Below are 19,268 nucleotides of genomic sequence, written 5' to 3' on the forward strand. Positions count from 1 at the left end.
CCTCCTTTCACGCACGAGCCGAAAAAAAACACACTATGACCGGACCATCTGACCTTCCCGAGGTGTTCTCCTTCGGCCAGACTGTCGTAGTGCTTTCACGTCGCGAGCTGACACACGCCGGAATGCGTGTTGAGATTGGCGGACGAGCCTTCGACCTGTTGCTCGCGCTGATCGGAGCGCGGGGAACGCCTGTGAGCCGGGACTCGTTGCGTTCGAAGGTGTGGGCAGGCCGAGTCATCGAGGAAAACACCGTGGAAGCGCGGATTTCGATTATCCGTAGAGCGCTGGGTGACGATAGGGATGCAATCACAACGATTGAAGGACGTGGTTATCAATTCGTCGCAGAAATTACGCCGCTAGAGCCAGACTTTCTCGGGCTGGACCGACCTTCGTCGCTTCGTACGGCGCCTGCTGCCCGGCACTCAGCCACTCTTGCGTCGTCCCCGCTTGTTGGCCGAGAGTGTGAGTTGTCCGCCCTTACCGAGCTAGTCGGCAATCACCGCCTCGTAACCTTGACAGGTCCAGGTGGCGTGGGGAAAACGAGGCTTGCTTTCGAGGCCGCTCGGGTCTTGACTCCAAGGTTCACCGGCGGCGTCCTCTATTCGGAATTAGGCTCGATAGTCGTAGCAACGGCAGCGCTATTCGACGGCATTGAGGATGACTTCAGCTCCGGCCCTCAGCTTCTCATCCTCGACAACTGTGAACATCTTGTCGACAGTGTCGCGAATGCGATTGAACGCTTTCTGAATAACGCCCCCCACCTCACCATCATTGCGACCAGCCGGGAAGCCCTTCGCATTAGCGGTGAGTCCATGTTCAAGGTTGAGCCGCTGGAGATCCCGACGCACCACAATCTGGCCGACGCGCGAACTTTTTCTGCTTTCCAGATGCTTGAGCATCTTATTCCGTCAGGAATCCAGGACGCCGAGATTTCCGCCGCTGTCGAACTATGCCGCCGCCTGGACGGCATTCCTCTAGCACTTGAACTGGCATCGGCATGCATTCCGGCCCTCGGCCTTGCGGGCGTCGCTGCACAACTCGACGACAGGTTCACGCTGCTTACGCGTGGAGCGCGCACTGCGGTACCGCGTCACCAAACGCTGCTGGCTACGCTGGACTGGAGCTACGCACTGCTCGACGCGAAACAGCGAAGTATCCTTGAACGCGTGAGTCTTTTCGCCGGACATTTCACTCTCGCTGGAGCGCAGTACATTGCCACGGACGACAGCATCACCGCGCAAGACGTATTGACCGGAATAGTGGACTTGGAAAAACGCTCCCTGATTTGCACCAGCACCAGCACTACCGGCAAAAACTTCAGGCTTCTCGAAACGACGCGTGCTTATGCGCAAATGAGGTTTCGCGAGCGCGACGACTTTTGCACATACGCTCGGGCGCATGCACGGTATGTGCTCGCCACGCTCACTGAGCCACCGTCCGACACGGCTACCCTACTACCGGTTAGTTCAAAGAATGAGGCCGTTGCTATTCTCAACGATTTGAAAGCCGCGGTAGCGCGGGAACTGGGTTCTTGCGCCGACGCAAATCTTGCCGTCGATCTGGTCATTGCGAGCGTAGGCGTTCTAATGCGTGCTTCGATGTTCGATGAGTGCATCGAGCTGATCGAACGAACACGGGGAGCGGTAGAGATGCAAACGGGCGGCCAAGCCGGCCTGGCGTCGAAACTAAGCGCGGCCCGGGGCATCTGCCTGTCCCGCAAGGCAGGTGGCTCGTAGCCCGATGGCCGCAGCGTGCCTCGTGGCTGAGTAGCCTGACGGCTGTGTCTTGCAACCCCGCTTAACACAGCATCCAACATCGACTTCATTTCGCCGAGCTTCAGGCCTGCCCTCAGGCTGCGCGTCGACGAGAACCGTTCTTCGCAGGTCCGTCCTGGACGCTGGCAAGATGCGTTTTCGCTATCTCTACGATTTGATTCGACAGTTCCGGATCGTCCACTATCCGTGACATCGTGACCGCACCAATCATGGTGGTAAGCGTGTAAATCGAGGCGATTCGTGCAGATTTTGCATCCAGATGCGAGTAACGCGTCGCGATGAGGTCAACGAGATTAACAAATCCCACGGTTGCGGCACGACGTGTTTCGGCGTCCGCGCGCGCAAGTTCACTGCCCATTGCTACAAACGGGCAACCGGCCAAACCACCCTCATTGCATTCGGACGAAAGAAAGCTCTCGAGGTGAGACAAAAAGCGTCCCTGTTCCTGACCGGCAACAGACTCAGCCGAGCCCACAAGCGACTCCAGAGTAAGCGCACACGCCTCGGCTACGAGTTGTTCCTTCGATTCGAAGTGGCGATAAAACGCGCCGTGAGTCAGTCCCGCCGCCGCCATTATTTCCGCCACACCGGTTGCACGGATTCCGTTTCGTGCAAACGTCTGCGCCGCCACCTCGACTACGCGTGCCCGCGTTGCCGCTGTATCTGCCTTCGACCGCTTCATTTGCCCTTCCCTCCCTTATTTCGCATCGCCGCCACCCTTCCGGCCCGGCGGCTCACTATCTACATCATAGCAAAATAGATGATGAGTATTATCTAAACTTGACTTTTTAGATGATGACAATTATCTTTACAGCCAGATAGTGTCAACTCATCAGCTAAATCTGCTCGAGCGCCAGCTCGGCCGGGGCAGCTGACAGATTGTGTCGACGCGTCGAACGCAGCGCTGTGTCTCTCATCCAGCGGTGCAACCGTCCCGCAGCTTGATTGAGGAATACGATGAACGAGAACGCTGACCAGTCAGAGCCTGATTCCACCACCGCTCCGAATCGCTCGACGAGACGACGAACCCGAATCCGATTCGGTGCAGCCGCAGCCTTTTTTGCCTTCCTCGCGGTCGGGGCGACAGTGATGCACGCGAGCGAACAACCCATCCAGGAGAAAGTCGCTGCACCGTCCGGGCCCTCCGTTTTGGTGAGCGCGCCCCTGCAACGTGACGTCGAGACGCGCCTCGGTTTTCTCGGACAGTTCTCGGCCATCGAGCGTGTCGAACTTCGTGCGCAGGTTGGAGGCACGTTGACCGGCATTCACTTCGCGGACGGCGCAATCGTTCATAAGGGCGACCTGCTTTTTGAAATTGACCCGGTCCCTTACCAGATCAAACTGAGCGAAGCAACGGCTCAACTCGACAGCGCCAAAGCGCGGCTCGAGTTGGCAACGCGGGAGTTAGCTCGCGCGCAAACGCTTAAGAGCACCGACGCGGGAACCGCGGAGAACGTCGAACAGCGAAATGCCGAAAGGCAGGCCGCTGCCGCTGGGGTAGACAATGCGACTGCACAAGTTCGAGACGCGAAGTTCGACTTGGACCATTGCCGAATTACTGCCCCGTTCACCGGACGAATTGGTAACCACCAGGTCTCGGTCGGAAACCTCGTCGCTGGGAGCCGTGCTGGCAGCAGCCCGACGACGTTGCTCGCAACGTTAGTCTCCCTCGACCCGATGTACCTCGATTTCGACATGAGTGAAGGCGACTACATGGCCTTCATGCGGGAACGGGCGAAACAGCGCAACAACGCTGCGGACAGCGTCGATATCTCGCTGAGCGATGAAGTGAAATACACACGGCAAGGCACGCTCAACTTCGTCGACAACGCGCTCGACCGCTCAAGCGGAACGATTCACGCCCGCGCGATTGTGTCGAACAGCGACCTGCTCCTCACGCCCGGCGGCTTCGCGCGTGCACGCCTCGCCATTTCCACCCCGCACGCAGCCTTGCTCGTGCCGGACGCCGCTGTGCTGCAAGACCAGTCCGAACACATTGTCTTGACCGTGGGATCCGACAATGTGGTGACACCCAAGCCGGTTCAGCTCGGCGACCTCCGTGATGGCTTGCGCGTCATTCGCTCGGGCCTCGCACCGACCGACAAGGTGATCATCGATGGACTGGCGGCGGCTCGCCCGGGGTCCAAAGTGACGCCCCATGCGGGCACGATTGCCATCGCGGACCAAGGCTGAGGACGGCGCCAATCATGAAACTCGCTCACTTTTTCATCGACCATCCCCGGTTCGCGGCCGTACTCAGCATTTTCATCACGCTCTTTGGGTTGGTAACGCTCACCTTCCTCCCGGTCGCCCAATATCCGAACATCGTGCCGCCGACAGTACAGGTGACAACCGCCTACCCCGGTGCTTCGGCGGACACGATTGCCCGCACGGTTGCCACGCCACTTGAGCAGGCTATTAACGGCGTGGAAAACATGGACTACATCAGTAGTCAGTCGACCAGCAACGGCGCACTGAGCGTGACGGTGACGTTCAAGATCGGCACCGACATGAACGTCGCGCAAATGCTCACGGAGAATCGCGTACAGGACACGCTGTCGCGACTGCCAGAGGAAGTGCAACGGCAAGGGGTCTCCGTCAAGAAGACTATCCCCGCCGTGTTACTTGGCATCCATCCGTATTCGCCTGACGGGTCGCGCGACGCGCAATACATATCCAACTACATGATTCTCCATGTGAAGGATGAGATTGCGCGCCTCCCTGGAGTTTCGGACATCACGACGACGGGAGAACGTCAATTTGCCATGCGCATCTGGATTGACCCAGACAAAGCTGCGGTCCATGACATCAGCGCTGCGCAAATCCTCGCGGCGTTGCGCGCGCAAAATGCCCAGGTCTCAGCAGGCACGGTCAACGACCCGACCGTGCATGGCAGCGGTGCGTACCAGATCAGCATCGAAGCGCTTGGTCGACTCACTACTCCTCAGCAGTTCGAAGACATCATCGTCAAATCAGACAATGAAGGGCACGTGACGCGTATCCGTGACATCGGTCGTGCTGAATTGGGTTCGACCGATTATGGAACGCTGGCGTACGCAGACAAAAGCCCTTCTGCCTCTTCCTGGGTCTATGCCATTCCGGGGTCCAACGTCGTCACCGTCGAACACGAGGTGCTCGACAAGATGAAGGAACTCAGAAAGAGCTTTCCAGCGGGCCTGGATTACAAAATTGTCTATGACCCGACGACGTTCGTGAGCCAGTCGATTGATGAGGTAATCAAGACGATTTTCATCGCAATTGTCCTCGTGGTCGGTGTCGTTTTCGTATTCCTTCAGAGCTGGCGCGCGACCATCATTCCGGTGGTGGCCATTCCGGTTTCCTTGATGGGTACGTTCACGATTCTTGCCGCGTGCGGCATTTCAATCAACAACCTTTCCTTGTTCGGCCTCGTCCTTGCCGTCGGCATCGTGGTCGATGACGCGATTGTCGTGGTGGAAAATGTCGAGCGAAATATGCGACTGGGAATGTCTCCGCTTGAGGCTGCCCATCGGACGATGGATGAAGTGTCGGAAGCCTTGATTGCTATCGCGCTTACGCTGTGCGCTGTCTTCGTGCCCGCAGCGTTCATCAACGGAATCTCGGGGCTGTTCTTCAAGCAGTTCGCCACGACAATCGCCGCGTCGACCATCATTTCGTGCTTCGTGTCGCTTACATTGAGCCCCGCCCTGTGCGCAATTCTGCTGAGACCGCACACAGGACATGTCGGACACACTGAATCACGAGGAATCAAACGCGTCGTGCAGGGTGGCTTCGCCAAGTTCAATACGGCGTTTGAGTGGCTGTCATCGAACTACGGAAGGATGACGGGACGCTTTGTACGGGCCACGTCCGTCGTGCTCGTCGTGTATGCCGTGCTGATTGCGCTCACGGGCTTCCAGTTTTCCAGAATGAGCACGGGGTTCATACCGGAACAGGACCAGGGTACCCTCGCGGCGCTCGTTCAGTTGCCGCCTGGTTCCAGCCTCGAGCGCACCGACAAGGCCGTTAAGGAAGTCAACGACATCATCCTCTCAACACCCGGAATTGAGCACACGTCGCCGCTTAGCGGGTTCGACGTCACCACGGGAACCAACGCGCCCAATACCGGAACGGTATACCTCGGTCTGCCGTCGCTCTATGGTCATCACATCCCCGGCGTCAACGCAGCAGAGATGATTAAACGTCTGCGCGAGCGTCTGAAAGTCGTCAACGACGCTTTCGTTCTCGTCGTTCAGCCGCCGCCGGTCCAGGGCCTCGGGAGCCCAGGCGGATTCAAGCTGATGCTGGAAGATCGCGGCGGGGTCGGTCCGGAAGCTTTGGTCCAGGCAGCGAAGGCGCTTGTCGATGCGGCCAACAACGACCCGGCTTTTGCAGGCGCGTTCACCTTGTTCAACGTCGGTTCTCCCTCCCTCTACGCTGACATCGACCGCGTGAAAGCCGAGAAGGTTGGTCTCGCGCCAACGGACGTCTTCTCCACGTTGCAGCTCTATATGGGTTCGCAATACGTGAACGACTTCAATTATTTGGGGCGGACTTTCCAGGTCTTCGCGCAAGGCGACTCAGCGTTCCGTCAATCGCCCGAAGATATCTTGCGCCTCAAGGTTCGCAACGCCTCTGGCGAGATGGTACCCGTAGGCACCGTTGCTACGCTGCGCGAGAAGACGACGCCTTATCGTGTGCCTCGTTACAACCTCTATCCTGCGGCAGAAGTACAGGGTATCGCAGCACCGGGCGTCGCTTCGGGCGTTGCCCTCAAGCGCATGGAGGAACTCGCCCGGCAAGTTCTTCCTCCGGGCATTGCGTTCGAATGGACTGACCTCGCGCACCAGCAGCAACTGCCACATACGCCGACGTTGGCGATATTCGCGGCGGCTGCACTCTGTGTTTTTCTTGTGCTCGCGGCCCAGTATGAGAGTTGGAAGATGCCGCTCGCCATCGTGCTCATCGTTCCGATGTGCCTGTTGGCGTCGTCGACGGGGCTTCATGTACGAGGCATGCCAATCGATATCCTCGCTCAAATCGGCTTCGTCGTATTGGTCGGGCTCGCGGTGAAGAACGCCATTCTGATTGTCGAGTTTGCGCGTCAACGCGAACACCACGGTGACGAACCGGAAGATGCAGCGGTCAGTGCCGCGAAGACTCGCCTGCGCCCCATTCTGATGACGTCTTTCGCGTTCATTCTCGGAGTCGCGCCGCTGGCCGTCGCGACGGGCGCCGGCGCGGAGATGCGTCAATCGTTGGGAACAGCGGTTCTGTTCGGCATGATGGGCGTGACTGTTTTCGGGCTGCTTTTCACGCCGGCAATCTATACGTTCATTCGCAATTTCAACGGTCGCGGGGCGAAAAGGACTTTCAGCCGGGAGCTTTCCAGCGGGAGCGCAAAATGAGGCGCATCACATTCTCGACGGCGAGAACGTACATCGCAAGTGCATTGCTTGGGTTGGCGATAACGGGTTGTGCAGTCGGCCCCGACTACGTTGCGCCGAAACCAGAGCTTGCCGCTTTTCACAATATCGACGCAGCGTCCAGATCGCAAAGCAAGCCAGCGCCGTCGCTCGACCAGTGGTGGAACGGCTTCGACGACCCAATGCTCGTTGAAGTCGTGCAGCGCGCGCTCGCCCAGAACCTCGATTTGGCGGCGTCTCTCGCCAGGGTACAACAAGCGCGTGCCGCTGCTGCTGGCGCCGGTGCTGACCTGCTGCCCACGGTTGATTTCGAAGGGACAGCAACAGCCGAACACCAAAGTGCGCAAAGCCCGTTAGGTAAGCTCGCGTCCAACTTTCCAGGCTACTCCCGTACTAGCCACGAGTACACCTTGGGGCCGGCCGCCAGCTGGGAGATCGACCTGTTCGGAGGGCTGCGGCGTGAGGCCACCGCAGCGCGAGAGGAAGCGCAAGCGGCAGAAGCCGACCAGGCAGGCACCCGCATCACCGTCGCTGCGGACGCCGCCGACGCGTACCTTCAAATCCGCGGCTATCAAACTCGAATCGGCGTGGCCCAAGACCAGATTGAAACGGACAAGCGTTTGCTGCAACTCGTCCGCGATCGGTACAACGCCGGTTCTGCAACGGGAAGAGAGGTCGCACAAGCGGACGCATTGCTCAAGCAGGCTATTACCACCGTTCCCCCGTTGCGCATCGGGCTTGAAAAGCAGTTGAATCGCCTCGACGTCCTGATGGGGGTACAGCCGGGCACCTATGCGAGCGAGCTCGGGACACCGCAGGACGTTCCCTCCGTGCCACCCATTCCCGGCGATAACTCGCCTACCGACATGCTTCGTCGTCGGCCTGACGTCATCGCGGCGGAACGCAGGCTCGCTGCTTCTAACGAACACATTGGCGCGGCGATATCGGACTACTATCCGAAAATCTCGCTGTCCGGCGCGCTCGGTCTTGATAGCCTGGGCACGAATCATATGTTCAGCGCCGCGGCCTTCCAGGCAGTGGGCGGCGGTGCCTTGCGCTGGCGACTGTTCGACTTCGGCAAAGTCGATGCGGAAGTGAAGCAGACCAAGGGAGCCAATGCTGAAGCACTGGCGGTCTATCGCCAGTCCGTGCTGCATGCTGCGGAGGACGTTGAGAATGCACTGATTACCCTCTCTCAGACTCAGGTGCGTTTGGCCGAAATCCAGGACCAGATTGAAGCGCTGACGAAATCTCGTGACTTGTCTGAGCAGGCGTATCGCGCAGGGTCAATTACGCTCACAGACGTCCTCGACGCCGACAGCCAATTGCTCTCGGCAAAAGACGAGCTTGACTCCAATCGCGCAGGCGCGGCGCGCGCCGCTGTGGGGGTCTACCGGGCATTGGGCGGTGGTTGGGAACCAGACGCCCATAACCTGACGGCGAGCCGATAGAGAAGCCGCCAGGGGCGCATGTCGCTTTGCCGACCTGCGCTCAGATTGCCTCGCGTATATCTGATAGCCAAGCGCTGGAGGTACTCCGCAAGTCACTTTGGTTTTTTTCAGGTTTCATGCAGGTGCGCAACAGGACGTCTCTGCCAAAACCCATTAGGGTTACGGGATAGCCGTCCTGGCCAGAGACGTCCGCTTAACGAACCGCTTCAGATGTCCGCATGCGCTTGTGCTGACAATTGCCTGCCCTGAAACCGTACAACTTCATCATATGGAGAATAAATTGACCGCACCTGTCACCATCGGAGGAATAGTTGCACCGGACTCGGCATTGACGCGCAGCGCGGCCTCACTCGTCGAACGAGTTCATTCAAAGCCCATTCTGAATCACGTGCATCGCACATGGTGGTTCGCGGAATTTCTCGGTACGAAGCGTGGGCTCAAGTACGACCGCGAACTTGTCTATCTGGCAACCTTGCTTCACGACTTGGGGTTGACCGAGGAATTCAGTGCTGACCAACGCTTCGAGGTTGACGGCGCCGATGCTGCCAGCAGATTTCTCCTCGCGAACGGTTACGCCGACGCGAAGGCCCAGCTGGTTTGGGACGGAATCGCTTTGCACTCCAGTGCCGGCATTGCCGAGCGCAAACAGGCGGAAGTTGCGCTCGTCTTTCTCGGCGCTCATGTCGACGTTCTTGGCTTGAATTTTCAGGAGATTACCCCGGCCTTCGTCGACGATGTTCTCTCGATATATCCCCGCGAGGGCATGAAGGCGGCATTTACGCAGGCGCTAGCGGAGGTTGTTCGCAAAAAACCTTACACCGCAGTTGGGACTGGGCTTGCCGATATCGGTCGTCGGCATATTCACGGCTTCGACTGCCCGAATGTTTGCGACCTTATCGACAATGCGCCTTTTGACAGCTGAAGATATTGTTCGATAGCAGGTTGGGGACTGGAAGCATGGCGTCCGAGGCAAGCCACCGACCAGACGCCACGCTATGCTGCGTGTTCTGAGTCGTCGTCGAGTCTGCCCTATGTGGCTCGTGGCACGCTCCTTTTGATTCGAAGGCTCGCCTGCATTGCACAAACCAGGGGGCGATCAGGGTAAAACTGCTATGCCCCTGCTGTATGTCAGTCGCGATGGGAAACCGCTGCCAACGCCATTTCCCGGAAAAGGGCAGCTTCGGCTTTCCCCACCCTGTCCTCGAATGCCTTTTGGGCCGCTTCCCAATACGGCTTCGCCTGGGCAAGCTTTCTCAAACCCGCCTTCGACGCCATCAGCGTCACCGCACGGCCTAGTTTCTCCTCTCCATCGCACACATAGCTCGCCTCGCGCATCGGCTTCAGCGCACGTACGAGTGTCGTGCGCTCCATCTCCATCTTTCGCGCCAACTCCGCGACAGTGATTCCAGGCGCAAATTGGAGCAGAGACAAAATCGAGAACTCCGAGGAAGTAATATCAGCGGGTTCGAGATAGCTTTCGTAAATACGGGTCACGAAGCGGGCACTCCGCCGGCCGGCTAGCGCGTAACAGACATCGGGACTGTCGAGGTCCACTGATGTTGACGTTTTTCCCACCTTCTTCATCACGTGTTCATCCAATTGAGGCACGTAATGGTAGCAGAATGCCAGCGGAGCTTATGCGACTGTTGGGTCGATATAAGCCGAATTCTTCGCGGACAGCGTATGCTTCAAAGCGCGTGTTGACTCGTCAGCCAGAACCTCACTTTCGCCGGCCTCCAGCGCATCGTACGTTTGCCTGGCCACATCCGCAGGGTCACTTTTCGGCACATCGAAGCCTCTTGTGAGGTCCGTATCCATCACACCAACGTGAAGCCCCAGCACCTGAATGCGCTTCTCCGCCAGGACTGCACGGATGTTATTTGTATAGCTCCAGGCCGCGGCTTTCGACGCTGAATACGGAGCGAGAAATGGAACCACTCGCCACGTAGCATCTGACAGCACGTTGATGATGGCGCCAGTACCGTCTTTGGGCAGCGACGATTGGAATGCGCTGGTTACTCGCATTACGCCATAGTAGTTTGTCTCGAAAACCCGACGAGCCTGCTCAGCAACGTCTTCATCGAACAAGGCGCTCGTGACTTCGGCAATTCCAGCGTTGTTGACCAACACGGTGGTGTCGGCCGCAATCCTCGCTGCCTCGGCAACCGAACGAGAATCCGTTACGTCAAGTTTAACCGGCGTAATGTCAGGTTCACTAAAGTTATCCGGATTACGCACGCCCGCGTAAACCTTGGCAGCCCCTCGAGCCACAGCCTCCCGCGCAAACGCAAGACCAAGTCCACGGCTGGCTCCGGTCACAAACACAACTGCCCCTTTGATACTCATAGTTGGCTCCCAAACTGGTTAGACGAAGTCCATGCCCAACGACTCAATTAGTCCTGCGAATCCTCTGGTGCGCGCCTACTTCTGCTCGGAAAGAAAAAAACCATCCCCAATATCTTCCCGCAAGAGCGTTCCCAGTTTTTTAGACAGATGCATGGCTGCGTCGAGTGGTTCGAACGTCACGCTGACACGCGGCACGTTGCCATCGTCATCACGTTCGATTACCGCAACGCCTCGGATAGAAATTCCATCGACCAAAACCGCGTCGTATTGCAGTAAAGTTCGATTCTCAATTGCCCCCAGGAACCTCGGCGTCTGGGTTTGATACAGCGCACCGACGGCCGCAATGACATTCTTGATACGCTCACGCCCTGATACTGGCTGGCGCAACAAAGTGCTCGAGAGGACTGCGTCCTCGGTAAGGTCGTCGAGGAACGGATGACGACCACTGTTGTTAGCTGACATGGTTGTGCCCCTATCAATACGCATTAGAACGGTGTCGGGTGCTTGAAACGCGACACACTTCGTATCGCCCTCAGCCCACGAGCGGAATGCAATGTGCAATTGCACACTCGTCAATGCTACCGGAACGAACTGACTTATTTGATTTCGACAGCCATTGAACGAATGCGAGGAAAGATATGTAACAGCTCTGCCCACGTGCCGATCGAGACGACGTGCCGCTTACGCCTCTGCCCTCTGGGCGGCTGTTTGCGTGACGCGCCTACCGGCTTACGCCTGCCCGTAAGCCACTGCAACTTCGCGGCATCACAGTATTGACGCCACCTATGGTAGTCCTATCTGGCTGCTTTTTTTGCAGGTTTTCTCGTAATTTCAGTTTCGCTCAGCCGTTTTCAGGGTTCGCGTCCATATCTGAAGTAATCTGGAAGCAGGTCGGAAGCGACCAGGCAAAAGATGACACTTCGGACGCGATGTTCGCCTTGTCCGCAATAGTCGGGGCGATAACGCTAACGAGGATTCTCTCGGGCTCGAAGAGATCCGACGCGGTCCTGCAAACGGTGAATCGCCACCTGGCTGAGCTGTGAGGACAAATGCAGTGCCGTCATCTGGAAGTACCGTCGCTGTTCAAGAGAATACGCACTGCGCGGAGATGACCGCCAGTTTGAGCACTGGCTCGCCATCCTTGCTAATTGACGCCCTCACCGACTGGAGTATGAACTCATGGAAAAAGGCAAGTACCTGGTGACCGCCGCGGCGGGAAAGACCGGGGTCTTCACCGTCAACTACCTGCTGCGCGCCGGTCACACGGTTCGTGCTTTCGTTCGGCGCAGTGACGAACGCGCCGAAGCGCTGCGCAAAGCTGGCGCTGAAGTGATGGTCGGCGACCTTCTCAACCATGACGATGCAATCCGCGCGACGCAAGGAATGACAGGGGCATATCTTTGCTATCCCGTGAGCCCAGGCTTCATTCAGGCAACCGCCTACTTTGCCGACGCATCACGCCGCGCGAATCTCAAAGTCGTCGTCAACATGTCTCAAATCTCCGCGCGCGAGGACGCCAGGAGCCATGCTGCTCGCGACCACTGGATTGCTGAGCGCGTGCTCGATTGGTCGGGCGTCCCGTCGGTCCACATCCGGCCGACGTTCTTTTCTGACTGGCTGACCTTTCCGTGGGTAAGGAACCCTATCGTCAACGAAGGAAAGATTACGCTCCCCTACGGGAATGGAAGACATGCTCCTATCGCGTCTGAAGACCAGGCCCGTGTCATAGCCAAACTTCTTGAAGACCCTGCCGAACATGTGGGCAAGGTGTATCCGCTCTACGGCCCCGTGGAACTAAATCATCACCAGATTGCGGACATTGTCTCAAGAGTCACCGGGCGCAACGTCGTCTACGCGCCTTCCACGCTAGCGGAATATCGCGAGCTTCTCAAGACGTACAACCTCGATGCGTTCATGATTCAACATTTTGAGGAAGTTGCCATCGACTACCAGAACGGCGTCTTCGCTGGGACAAACGACGTCATCGCTCGAATGACTGGCCAACCTCCGCAAACTATTGACGAATTCGTTACAACGCATCGCCATGCTTTTGATGCTTGACACGCCCCCTTGTCAAGGGATGGCGCAACGACCGAACATCGAATACACGTTAGATGGAGTTCAGAATGAGGCTCACTGGAAACACTGTTTTCATTACAGGTGGCGCGTCCGGCATTGGGCGCGGTATCGCAGAAGCGCTTCACCAAAAAGGCAACAAAGTCATCATAAGCGGCCGGCGCAAGGAGCTGCTCGACGAGGTGGTCAAAGCCAATCCTGGCATGGATGCAGTACAGCTTGACGTCACGAGTCCGGTCCAGATTGCAAAAGTGGCGAAGGAGCTTATTGCAGAATACCCCGCCTTGAATGTCGTATTCAACAACGCTGGCATTATGCCCTTCGACGACGTGACTGGGCCTCTTGACGACTCGCAGGCGGTGCACCTCGTCAATACAAACATCCTCGGCCCTGTTCGGGTCAGTGCCGCGTTCGTCGAGCATCTGAAGAAGCAACCCGACGCGGTGATTATCAACACAAGCTCGACCGTCGCCTTTATCCCGATGGTGATGTTCGCGCTCTATTCCGCGACGAAGGCGGCGATTCACTCGTACACGATGTCGCAACGGTTCGCACTTTGCGATACGTCGGTGCAAGTGCTGGAACTGGCTCCTCCGTGGGTGGACACAGAGCTTGTGCAAAAAGTGGCGACCCGCGGGCAATGCAGGTGAGGCCATTCGTCGAAGAAACCTTAACGCTTCTTGAGACCGCGACTAATGAGGTGGTCGTTGAAGCGGCGCAATCGTTCCGAAACGCAGCTGGACCGAACGAACACGGCGTCGTTGAGCAGTTCAATCAGTTCATTATCGACAATCCCCTGCCGCTTCCGACGCCGTAAGGGATAGGCACGCGCTGAGACGGACCTTATGTTCCCGTGATTCTCGTTTTCCCCGGCACCTGACCGGGGAAAACCGTAACCTGCTCGGCAACCGTTACATGTGGCCGATAGCGCGTTGATTTGACGCGTAGATGTTGTCGGACGAGAAGCGACCTCCTCGCTCCAGGCCGGTAAGCCAGTCATCGGTGGACATCACGGCCGCATAGGCTGACTCCATTACGACCAAGGTGACGCGATGAATCTCAGCAGCCGTCGCAGAGCCAGCATTGTTCTTGTAGGGAAGTGAGCCTGTCGCGTCATGCAATGTTTCCACATGGTAGCCACGATGCATTGCTTCCCTGATCGTCGAATCGTTACAGTTGTGCGTCATATACCCGACGACCGTCAATGTATCGATGTCATTCTCTTCGAGCCATTGACCAAAGCCGGTCTTCGTGAATACGCTGGGTAAGGTTTTTGTCACAAGGTAGCTATGGCGTCTTTCGGCAACTGCCGGATACAGCTTTGCGCCGTCCGAGCCTTCCGCAAAGATCGGTGCATCATGGGGAAGGACGTGCTGCACTACCACGACCGGAATGTTGTGCTTCGTTGCGGCGTCCATGACTCGTTCGATATTCGGCAACGAAATATCCACGGGAGGATATTCGATACGAAACTTTCCGTTGATGTATTCGTTTTGGACGTCGATGACGACAAGGGCGCGGCGCGGAGATTGGGAAGTCATTTCGATACCTTCTTTTTGCGAAATAGTTTAGAGAGCCGCCGTGTAGGGATGCGCGTTGATGGCAAACGATTACGTTGCTTCCATACGGCCAATTACGGTAGTTCGCGTTAAGCAACGCTCTCATAGCGGCCATGCCACATACGCGCTCATCGTTCTCACACTCTATAACGCTTCGGCAGTCATACGAATACGCATTCCTGCAAAGCCAGTTTGCAGAAAAGAGGCACAGTGAAAACCTTTTCGGTGACGAACGCCTTCAATCTTAACGATATATTTTTGCTCTTGTCGCTATCGGCGACTGGCAACATGAGCGCAACGGCGCGCGAACTCGGAATCGATGTTTCCACCGTTAGCCGTCGCGTCAGCGCCGCCGAAAAATCGCTTGACGTTCGACTTTTTACTCGAAACAATCTCCAATACGAATTGACAGATGCTGGAAAGGTATTCGTCGCTCAAGCCGAGTCGATTTACGACCAAATCGTCACAATGATGCTGACGTGCGCAGACCGATCGACAGATATCGCCGGGTCGGTGAGAATCACCGCCGTCGAATTTCTCTTCGACTATTGGCTGCTCGACCACCTTCCGGCGTTGCAAAAGAGATATCCGAGCCTACAGATTGAACTGGTCGTGTCGAGCGCCAACCTTTCTTTCACACGGCGAGAAGTCGATTTCGCGCTTCGTCTGTCACGCCCAACCGCCGATGCCGCACTCGTCATGCGCAAGCTTGGAGAGGTCGGATTTGCCGTGTATGGCGCCTCGCGCTTCGCAGCATTGCCACGCAAGGAATGGGCGAATCAGCCTTGGATAAGCTACAGCGAATCACTATCGGGCACACCCGAGACCCACTGGATGGACCAGTTCGCTCCAAACATTCGTAAAAACCTTCGGGTCAGCACGCTTGGCACGATGGTTCGTGCCTGCCTCGCCGAAAACGGTCTGGCTCTTTTGCCGTGTGTGCTGGGCTCTCACGCCGGTTTGGTGAAGCTGAGTGAGTCGACCGAGACGACACGCGAGCTATGGCTTTTGAGTCACAAGGACGCCGGTTCAGTCGCGCGTTTCAAAATCGTTTCGGCGTGGCTCAGCGCGATCTTTCAAGCCTCCCATGCAAAGCTCCTGGGCGCAGACAGCCACATCGCATAGTGAGGAGAAGCCAGGTGTCGCTTTTGTCCAGCTTTATGACATCGCGAACCTGCGGCGCCCGCAGATGCACTTGTACACACAGAAGATGCGCGTGCAGAGGCGCTCCGGCAACTGGGTGCTGAGGTACTTGTCGGCGACCCGCAGCACGATTACCCGAGGTAACGCTTGGGGACCATCCAAGGTAGGCCGAACTCACCCGTGATGCTTCCGAGAAAATTACAGCCGTCACCCTCGATAGCAAACTTGTGTAGCGTCGGCAGACAAATCTCGTCCTCGCGAACGAGCAAGCCTCATCAGATATCCGCGATTACCTGGCTAGAATCGGGCCGAACGAGACGAGCGGTACGACAGCATTGCTGGATTTTTCGCAAAGCCACGTTAGAAGGGATGCTGGCCGAACTGCTCGTGAATGCTAGCAGACCTTCGCCGTCCAAACTTTCATTTAACCAACATCCGAATTGCATATGATCCACCGGTTGCCCGGACGTATTAAACTGCTGCCAAATAGGGAATTACACAGTTCACTTCCCAGACGTTCGCTATAGCCAAGATTCATGCACTTTTTCGGGGCAGAACTCGTGCCAGTGGAAGAAATAAAGACGCCCGCAGTCCAATCTCCCACATTTTGGGCAAACTGACTCATTACCTGAGAGTAACTGATGGAAGCGGTGTCGTGCACATGTATTTCCTTTGGCAGTTTCCGCCTCTACCCGGATAAGCGTCGTTTGGAACGCGGGGAAGAAGTCGTAGAAGTCGGCAGTCGCGCATTCGATATATTGTCTTTACTCGTGCACCGACCTGGTGAGGTTGTTTCCCAGAAGGAGTTTCGAGAGAAAGTTTGGCCTCGAGCGGTTGTCGGGGACGTCAATTTACGCGTGCAGATTACGGCGCTGCGCAAACTTTTATCACAGGATTCGGCCACCTCACATGGCATTCGCAGTATCACGGGGCGCGGATATTGCTTCGTTGGACCCGTGACGCACGCATTTCCGAATAGCAGAACCGCGTCAACGGCCCCGGGCGCGCCAAGTCACGATATTAGCAATCTAGTCGGCCGACGGAGCGCGATCGACGATATTTGCCGCCTGTTGTCCAGGAACGGATTCGTCTCTATCGTCGGACCCGGCGGCATCGGGAAGTCTGCTGCCGCGCTAGTGGCTGCGCGTGCCTTCGGCGAGGCAAACTCGGTTAACACCAGCATCGTTGAGCTTTCATCGGTCGGTCACGATGACCATGTAGCCAGCACAGTCGCATCTGTCCTCGGGCTGCTGGTTGACAACCGTTCTCCCGTTGATGTCATCACTGAATATCTTGCAGAGTCAGATCAACTCTTGCTACTTGACTGTTGCGAACATGTCATCGACGCGGCTGCTCGTTTGGCACTCACCCTCCGCCAATCGTGTGAGCGCGTCACAATTCTCACGACGAGTCGCGAACCTTTGCGAGTTCCGAATGAATATGTCTACCGAATCCAGCCGCTCGACGCGCCCGAGCACGCCGCAGGGGTTACCGCCGAAGAAGCTCTGACACATTCCGGTGTGAGATTGTTCTGCGAGCGCGCTACCTCGCTGCATCCTGACACGTTTTCGGTGCTCACTGAGAACATTGAGACCATCTGCAAGCTTTGCGCTTCTCTCGACGGCCTACCACTTGCAATTGAACTCGCAGCAGCGCAAGTCCATGTTTTTGGTGCGGAGGGTCTATTGAAGGCGTTGGATAACCGGCTAGACGTACTGACGCGTGGTCACAGAACTGCTCTGCCCCGCCACAGGACCTTACGGTCGACTATCGACTGGAGCTACGATACGCTGTCGGAACACGAGCGCAAGGTATTGCGACATGCGGCACTCTTCAAGGGAGATTTTTCGCTTGCGCAGATTAGCGCCGTTTTAAATGATAGTTCAGCATTCTCCGCAGAAGTAGTCTCGTCTATAGCGAATCTGGTTGATAAGTCATTATTGACGTCAATTCGCGCGACTACCCCTCCCTCGTTCCGGATGCTGGATAGTACGAGAGCGTACGGTCTGGAAAAACTTAAGGACTGCCGCGAATACGAGGATGCAACGCGACAGCATGCTAAATATTTTCTATCCCTCTTCACCGAACCTGCGATTTGGTCTTCGACGGAACCGGCGCTCGACGAGCTCGTTGGTGACGCTGGCATCCTGGACGATGTACGTGCCGCTCTCGACTGGTCGCTAGCGAGCACGACAGACAGAAAATTCGGCGTATCACTAACCTGGGCAAGTGGCCCGCTCTTTTATCAGCTTTCGCTGTGCGATGAGTATCGCCAACGGGTCATAAAAGCGCTTCGGTGCATTGAAAGCGGCGCTGACGGCGAACCCGAGTCAGCGTTTCGACTCCAACTCGCACTGGCTCAAGCAGATTTCCTGACGCAATCGCTCAAACGCGGAATTTCCACACGCGCGTTTCACGCTGCGCTGGAACTCGCTACGCGTCATCACCATGAATCTCGCCAGGTTCAGGTTCTGTATGGGACCATTGTGATGATGACAATGGCCGGTGAATATAGCGAAGCCGACGGATTTTGTGAGCAGCTCTATGAGCTCTCTCGTTCGCGCGCTTCTGACGTGCCAATGTATCACCGGATGCAGGCCTTGGTGAACACGCAACTTGGCAAGGTGGAAAGCGGAATGCAGCATGCGGAACTGGCCTTATCGATCTATGGGCCGAGGACCGCCAAGGGAAAAGTACAAGACCCGACTCAATACGATGCGCGTATCGCGCTCACGTCTCTTCAATCTCGCATACTCTGGCTAGTCGGACTGGCAGATGACGCTGTTAGTGTCGCCGCAGAAAGCGTCAAGGAAGCACTAACGCTCGACCATGACTTGTCGGTTTGTTGTTCGCTGGCGTCAGGAGCGTGTCCTGTTGCCTGCTGGCGCGGCGACTATGACGATCTGGAGAAGTATTTATCATTGCTCGACACGCTATCGAACGAGTATCTCCTGACTAACTGGCGCGACCAGGCAAAATGCTATGCGTTCGGGCGGCAGAAATCCACGCGACCGGAAGGTAAAGGATGGTGGCGGTCGTTTGAGCATTTAGCGCCAAGCGCACATGAAACACTCGCCACCGTCAATCAACAACTAATAACGCCATCGGCTATCGAACGGGCAACCTCCGCCAAAGCAGGTTGGGCAACACCCGAGATATGGCGCGCGCTAGGTGAACAACACCTTCAGGACGGGAGCCGGCCCTTGGAAGATGTCGAGTCATTGTTTCGGGCTGCGATTTCGCTTTCGAAGCAACAAGGCACGCTTTCGTGGGAGTTGCGTGCGGCTACCAGCCTGGCAAGACTTATTTCGCACAGAGGCGACCGCCACGAAGCTGAGGATGTTCTCGCGGCGACACTCTCCCGAATCACACAAGGTGCGTCAACAAAGGACGTGCTCGCCGCTCACGCTGTTCTTAGCGAAGTCACGGCCGACCGGGAAGACGGTCAGTGCCAGGATTAGCCGTATCTGAGCCCCCCACCAGCCTACTATGGCGTCGCGAGCGCCGGGTGCG

At 56.9% G+C, this 19,268-nt stretch carries 13 protein-coding genes and 1 pseudogene; 9 read left to right on the top strand and 5 right to left on the bottom strand.

Annotated features, from left to right (window positions below):
* The first annotated feature begins 35 nt into the window (after positions 1-35).
* A complete protein-coding gene (locus C7401_RS00725) occupies positions 36-1,736 on the top strand; it encodes an ATP-binding protein (RefSeq protein WP_112169288.1) in 1,701 nt (566 codons plus the stop codon).
* Positions 1,737-1,848: 112 nt separating this feature from the next.
* Here the strand turns inward: C7401_RS00725 and C7401_RS00730 are convergent, their stop codons facing one another.
* On the bottom strand, positions 1,849-2,457 hold the full coding sequence (locus C7401_RS00730) for a TetR/AcrR family transcriptional regulator (protein WP_112169290.1): 609 nt from the start codon (positions 2,455-2,457) through the stop codon (positions 1,849-1,851).
* Between the two features lie 275 nt (positions 2,458-2,732).
* Between C7401_RS00730 and C7401_RS00735 the strand changes: the two genes are divergently transcribed.
* From C7401_RS00735 to C7401_RS00750, 4 genes are all read left to right on the top strand, one after another.
* Positions 2,733-3,968 (top strand): efflux RND transporter periplasmic adaptor subunit, encoded by a 1,236-nt coding sequence (locus tag C7401_RS00735; protein WP_112169292.1) that lies wholly within the window; start codon positions 2,733-2,735, stop codon positions 3,966-3,968.
* Between the two features lie 14 nt (positions 3,969-3,982).
* Positions 3,983-7,162, top strand: a complete 3,180-nt coding sequence (locus C7401_RS00740) for an efflux RND transporter permease subunit (protein ID WP_112169294.1) — start codon at positions 3,983-3,985, stop codon at positions 7,160-7,162.
* Positions 7,159-8,631 (top strand): efflux transporter outer membrane subunit, encoded by a 1,473-nt coding sequence (locus tag C7401_RS00745; protein ID WP_112169296.1) that lies wholly within the window; start codon positions 7,159-7,161, stop codon positions 8,629-8,631. Before C7401_RS00740 ends, C7401_RS00745 begins: the two co-directional genes overlap by 4 nt.
* 280 nt (positions 8,632-8,911) lie before the next feature.
* Entirely contained in the window at positions 8,912-9,553 is a 642-nt protein-coding gene (locus C7401_RS00750) for an HD domain-containing protein (RefSeq protein ID WP_112169770.1), read from the top strand.
* A 206-nt stretch (positions 9,554-9,759) separates the two neighbouring features.
* Here the strand turns inward: C7401_RS00750 and C7401_RS00755 are convergent, their stop codons facing one another.
* From C7401_RS00755 to C7401_RS00765, 3 genes are all read right to left on the bottom strand, one after another.
* Entirely contained in the window at positions 9,760-10,215 is a 456-nt protein-coding gene (locus tag C7401_RS00755; RefSeq protein ID WP_112169298.1) for a MarR family winged helix-turn-helix transcriptional regulator, read from the bottom strand.
* Positions 10,216-10,266: 51 nt separating this feature from the next.
* Complete coding sequence (locus tag C7401_RS00760; protein WP_112169300.1) at positions 10,267-10,977, bottom strand: SDR family oxidoreductase; 711 nt, start codon at positions 10,975-10,977, stop codon at positions 10,267-10,269.
* Positions 10,978-11,052: 75 nt separating this feature from the next.
* Positions 11,053-11,439, bottom strand: coding sequence for a hypothetical protein (locus tag C7401_RS00765; RefSeq protein ID WP_112169771.1), 387 nt, complete (start codon positions 11,437-11,439; stop codon positions 11,053-11,055).
* A 717-nt stretch (positions 11,440-12,156) separates the two neighbouring features.
* On the opposite strand from C7401_RS00765, the gene C7401_RS00775 reads away from it, so the two are divergent.
* Complete coding sequence (locus C7401_RS00775; RefSeq protein WP_112169304.1) at positions 12,157-13,038, top strand: NmrA family NAD(P)-binding protein; 882 nt, start codon at positions 12,157-12,159, stop codon at positions 13,036-13,038.
* 65 nt (positions 13,039-13,103) lie between these two features.
* Positions 13,104-13,870 (top strand): annotated as a pseudogene (locus C7401_RS00780) (SDR family oxidoreductase).
* A gap of 94 nt (positions 13,871-13,964) precedes the next feature.
* Here C7401_RS00780 and C7401_RS00785 read toward each other — a convergent pair.
* Entirely contained in the window at positions 13,965-14,594 is a 630-nt protein-coding gene (locus C7401_RS00785) for a cysteine hydrolase family protein (RefSeq protein WP_112169306.1), read from the bottom strand.
* A gap of 228 nt (positions 14,595-14,822) precedes the next feature.
* On the opposite strand from C7401_RS00785, the gene C7401_RS00790 reads away from it, so the two are divergent.
* Together C7401_RS00790 and C7401_RS00795 are read left to right on the top strand one after the other, a co-directional pair.
* Entirely contained in the window at positions 14,823-15,737 is a 915-nt protein-coding gene (locus C7401_RS00790) for a LysR family transcriptional regulator (protein WP_258396783.1), read from the top strand.
* Between the two features lie 659 nt (positions 15,738-16,396).
* Positions 16,397-19,216, top strand: coding sequence for an ATP-binding protein (locus C7401_RS00795; protein WP_112169308.1), 2,820 nt, complete (start codon positions 16,397-16,399; stop codon positions 19,214-19,216).
* The last annotated feature ends 52 nt before the right edge of the window (positions 19,217-19,268 follow it).

Origin of the sequence: Paraburkholderia unamae (assembly GCF_003268775.1) — a bacterium.
In the GTDB taxonomy this organism is placed as follows: Bacteria; Pseudomonadota; Gammaproteobacteria; order Burkholderiales; family Burkholderiaceae; genus Paraburkholderia; species Paraburkholderia unamae.

Coding starts and splice junctions, on each gene's coding strand:
- C7401_RS00725 (WP_112169288.1), top strand. CDS start 36: ATGACCGGACCATCTGACCTTCCCGAGGTGTTCTCCTTCGGCCAGACT.
- C7401_RS00730 (WP_112169290.1), bottom strand. CDS start 2,457: ATGAAGCGGTCGAAGGCAGATACAGCGGCAACGCGGGCACGCGTAGTC.
- C7401_RS00735 (WP_112169292.1), top strand. CDS start 2,733: ATGAACGAGAACGCTGACCAGTCAGAGCCTGATTCCACCACCGCTCCG.
- C7401_RS00740 (WP_112169294.1), top strand. CDS start 3,983: ATGAAACTCGCTCACTTTTTCATCGACCATCCCCGGTTCGCGGCCGTA.
- C7401_RS00745 (WP_112169296.1), top strand. CDS start 7,159: ATGAGGCGCATCACATTCTCGACGGCGAGAACGTACATCGCAAGTGCA.
- C7401_RS00755 (WP_112169298.1), bottom strand. CDS start 10,215: ATGAAGAAGGTGGGAAAAACGTCAACATCAGTGGACCTCGACAGTCCC.
- C7401_RS00760 (WP_112169300.1), bottom strand. CDS start 10,977: ATGAGTATCAAAGGGGCAGTTGTGTTTGTGACCGGAGCCAGCCGTGGA.
- C7401_RS00765 (WP_112169771.1), bottom strand. CDS start 11,439: ATGTCAGCTAACAACAGTGGTCGTCATCCGTTCCTCGACGACCTTACC.
- C7401_RS00775 (WP_112169304.1), top strand. CDS start 12,157: ATGGAAAAAGGCAAGTACCTGGTGACCGCCGCGGCGGGAAAGACCGGG.
- C7401_RS00785 (WP_112169306.1), bottom strand. CDS start 14,594: ATGACTTCCCAATCTCCGCGCCGCGCCCTTGTCGTCATCGACGTCCAA.
- C7401_RS00795 (WP_112169308.1), top strand. CDS start 16,397: ATGGAAGCGGTGTCGTGCACATGTATTTCCTTTGGCAGTTTCCGCCTC.